The 3,936-nt window shown below is 79.4% G+C and carries 2 protein-coding genes; both read left to right on the top strand.

Going from position 1 to position 3,936, the window contains the following annotated elements; genetic code table 11:
- Positions 1 to 1,681 precede the first annotated feature (1,681 nt).
- A complete protein-coding gene (locus AB6N23_RS17570; protein WP_412867260.1) occupies positions 1,682 to 2,788 on the top strand; it encodes a hypothetical protein in 1,107 nt (368 codons plus the stop codon).
- Positions 2,785 to 3,798: an HAD-IIA family hydrolase gene (locus AB6N23_RS17575; protein WP_412867261.1), complete on the top strand. Its 1,014-nt coding sequence runs from the start codon at positions 2,785 to 2,787 to the stop codon at positions 3,796 to 3,798. Before AB6N23_RS17570 ends, AB6N23_RS17575 begins: the two co-directional genes overlap by 4 nt.
- Positions 3,799 to 3,936: the final 138 nt, after the last annotated feature.

Here is a 3,936-nt window from a genome sequence, read left to right on the forward strand (position 1 = left end):
GGGTGTGGGAGAGTAGGACGCCGCCGGACAACCATTCCACGAAGGCCCACCCGACACCGGGTGGGCCTTCGTGCGTTCACGTGCGACTTGCGCGACATTCCCCTGTCATCACCGGACGACGCCGAGGCAGAACCCGCCGCATCGTCCGTAGCTCCACCCGCGCGCACCCCGCGGTGCAGCACCGCCCACCCGCTGTCCGCGGTGATGAGACCATGGGCGTCGACGTACGACGAGGAGTTACACCATGAACAGCGACGGCTCGGACGAGCGACGCCCCCGCCAGGACCGACAGGGCGGCGGATCGGCCCGCCCGTGGAGCGGCGGCAGCGGTGCCTCCGGAGGCGCCCGCGGCGGATCCCGAGGCGCCGGCGGCGCGCGCGACGCACGCGGCGGGTACGGCGGTGACGACCGCCGTGGCGCGTACGAGGGACGGAGCGGCGGGACGCGGGGCGGCCGCCCCGGTGGCTCCGGTGCGCGTCCCTCCGGTGGAGGCCGGACGGGCGGCGCGGGACGTCCCGGCGCCTCCGCAGCCGGTCGCTCCGACCGTGCACCGGGTGCCGGTCGGTCGACGTGGCAGAGCCGGGACCGCGACGAGCGCCCCGCCGGCGCGTCGCGCCCCGGTGCGGGCCGCGACGGTGGCGGGTACCGCGAGGCGCCGCGTGGCGAGCGCCGGGAGGACCCACGGGGGCAGCGCGGCTCGTGGTCGTCCGCGGATCGGGACGACGACCGGCGCGGCGCGCCGCGGAGCGCCGGGCGGCCGTGGTCGCCGAGCGCGTCGCCGGAGCGCGGCCGCGGTGCCGGCGGGGCGGGCCGGCCGTGGGACCGGGCGGACGACCGTCCTGGCCGGCGCGACGACCGTTCGGCCTCGGGCGACCGCGAGCAGCGCGAGAGCCGTGGTGCGCGCTCGGCACGGACGTGGGGCGCGGACGCCGGCGGGCCGTCGCCGCGCCGTGAGCAGGCGCCTTCGTGGGGTGCCGGCGGGGGTCGTCCGACCGGCCGTGCGGGTGCGCCGCGCTCCTCGGGCGGATGGTCGGGCGCGGGCCGGGACGACGCGCGCGGCGCGGGCCGTCCCGCGCGCGACGACAGGGGCGCGCGCGGCAGCTGGGGCGACCGGTCCGCCGAGCGTCCCGCTCGTCCGTGGGAGGACCGCCGTACCAGCGGCGGGGCGCGTGACGAGCGGGGCCAGGGCGGCGAGCGCCGGCCCGCAGCGCCGCGCCGCGGCGACGACCGTGCCGGCCGTGACCGCTTCGCCGACCGACCGTCCTGGGGCGCATCCGACGACCGCGGTCCGGGACCGCGTCGCGAGCAGCGTCCGGACGACCGGCGCGGCGCGGGCCGCTACGACGAGCGGCCGACGCGGGGATCCGACGCACGCCGCGGTGACGCCGGTGCGGCTCCCCGTCGAGGTGGCGAGCGGTCGTACGGCGAGCGGTCCTCCGCGGACCGGTCGTACGGGAAGCAGCCGTCGGCCGGGCGTGCGGATGCGCGCGGGACGACGGGGCGCCACGACGCCGAGCGGCGAGGTGGGTCGGCGGCGGGCGAGCGCCGCGGCGCCGCGCGGTCCGACGACCGCGCGACCGGCCGTTCGTGGGGCGAGCGTGGCGCGGCAGGTCCGGACGGCGGCGCCCGCTCGGGCGACCGTCGCACCGAGGGCGGCGGCCGTGCGACCGGCCACCCGCGGGTGGCCGGTGGCGACCGCGCGCCGCGCGCGGCCGACCGGCACGAGCCGGAGCGCGTGCGCGTCCCGGAGCCGGAGATCCCGGAGGACGTCACGTTCGCCCAGCTGGACCGCGAGGCACGCGGGCCGCTGCGGACGCTGAGCAAGGACAACGCCGAACGCGTCGGGCGACACCTCGTCATGGTGGGGCGTCTGCTGGACGTCGACCCCGAGCGTGCGTACGAGCACGCGGCGGCGGCCGTCCGCCGCGCCGGGCGGGTCGACGTGGTGCGTGAGGCCGCGGGGCTGGCCGCCTACCGGACCGGCCGCTACGCGGAGGCACTGCGCGAGCTGCGCACGGTGCGACGCCTGAACGGCTCGTCCGAGCACCTCGCGGTGATGGCCGACGCCGAGCGTGGGCTCGGGCGGCCCGAGCGTGCGATCGCCCTCGCCAACGAGCCGGAGGCCGAGGCGCTCCCGGCGGCCACGCGGGTCGAGCTCGCGATGGTCGTCAGCGGGGCACGTCTCGACATGGGGCAGGCCGAGGCCGCTGTGGCGGCGTTGGCCACCGACCTCGTGCGCGGTGCGAGCGGTGTGCTCGCGGTCCGCGTCGCCCAGGCGCGCGCCGCCGCGCTCGAGGCCGCGGGACGGCACGCCGACGCCGAGGCGGAGCTCGCGCCGTACTCCGAGCGCGAGCTCGAGGAGGCCGCCGGGCTCGTGGAGGTCGAGGAGGAGGTCCTCGTGTACGACCTGGAGGACGACGCACCCGAGACGGCCGACGCACCTGCGGACCCCGCCGAGGCCGAGGACGCAGAGGCCGAGGTCGCCGACGCCGAGGACGCCGACGCCGACGGGGCGGACCAGGGCGACGGCGCGGAGGAGGACGAGGCGCCGGACGCCGACGACTCGGGCGTCGAGAAGGCGACCGCTGCCGCGGCGGTGGCCGATGACGCGGTGGCCGATGACGCGGTGGCCGACGAGGCCGCGAGCGACGAGGCCGCGAGCGACGCGGGGGCCACCGATGAGGCGGCTGCTGCGGGAGGAGCCGCGGACGACGCGGCGGACGACGGCGAGGCGCCGGACGCCGGCACGACGGCCGGCGACCGCGCGGACGACGAGGAGGCACGGTGACGGGTGCAGGGCTGCTGGCGTCGCAGGAGCCGCTCGCGGAGCGGTACGACCTCGCGCTCGTCGACCTCGACGGCGTGGCGTACCGCGGGCACGAGCCGATCGACGGTGCCGCGCAGGGGCTCGAGGGGGCCCGTGGCGCCGGCATGCGGCTCGTGTTCGTCACGAACAACGCCTCGCGCGAGCCCGAGCAGGTGGCCGACCAGCTGGTCGGCCTCGGCATCCCCACGCAGCCGCACGAGGTGATGACCGCCGCGCAGGCCGCCGCGGAGCTGCTGGCGACGCGCGTGCCCGCCGGGGCGCGCGTCCTCGTGGTCGGCGGCGCCGGCCTGCTGACGGCGGTGCGTGCGAAGGGGTACGACGTCGTGACGTCGGCCGACGAGGAGCCGGTGGCGGTCGTGCAGGGGTTCGCGCCCGAGCTCGGCTGGGCGCAGCTGGCCGAGGCGGCGTACGCCGTGCAGCGCGGCGCGTGGCACGTCGCGTCGAACCTCGACCTCAGCCTGCCGACGGCACGCGGCTTCGCCCCGGGCAACGGGTCGCTCGTCGGCGCGGTGCGCGCGGCGACGGGCGTCGAGCCGGCGAGCGCCGGCAAGCCGTCGCCGACGATGTACCGCCTCGCGGTGGAGCGCGCCGGTGCCCGTGCGCCGCTGGTGATCGGTGACCGGCTCGACACCGACCTCGCCGGCGCGCGCTCGGGGGACATCCCCGGGCTGCACGTCCTCACGGGGGTGAGCAGCGCGCGCGACGACGTCCTGGCGCTGCCGGGGGAGCGCCCGCACTTCATCGGTGCCGATCTGCTGTCCCTCCTCGAGCCCCACCCGGCCCCCGCGCCGGAGGACGGCTGGTGGGTGTGCCGCGGCGCGGCCGCGCGGGTCGCGGCGGGCGCTCTCGAGCTGCGTCCGGCGCCGGGCGCGGACGGCCGTCTGGACCTCGTGCGTGCGGCCTGCGCCGCCGCCTGGGACACCGCCGACCGCGGGCTCCCGCTCGACCCGTCGAGCGTGCCGGAGCTCTGACGTAGCGCCGCGCGCCGCGGGCCCGTGGCGGAGGGCACGCGCCCTCCTGTGGGTCGTGCCCGCCGTCGCGGACGGTCGCCGGGTAGCGTGGGGACGCCCGGCGCGCCCGCGCGTCGGGCGCGGCACGTCCGCCGGCAC

It is taken from the genome of Cellulomonas pasadenensis, from assembly GCF_047229365.1.
Lineage (GTDB): Bacteria > Actinomycetota > Actinomycetes > Actinomycetales > Cellulomonadaceae > Cellulomonas.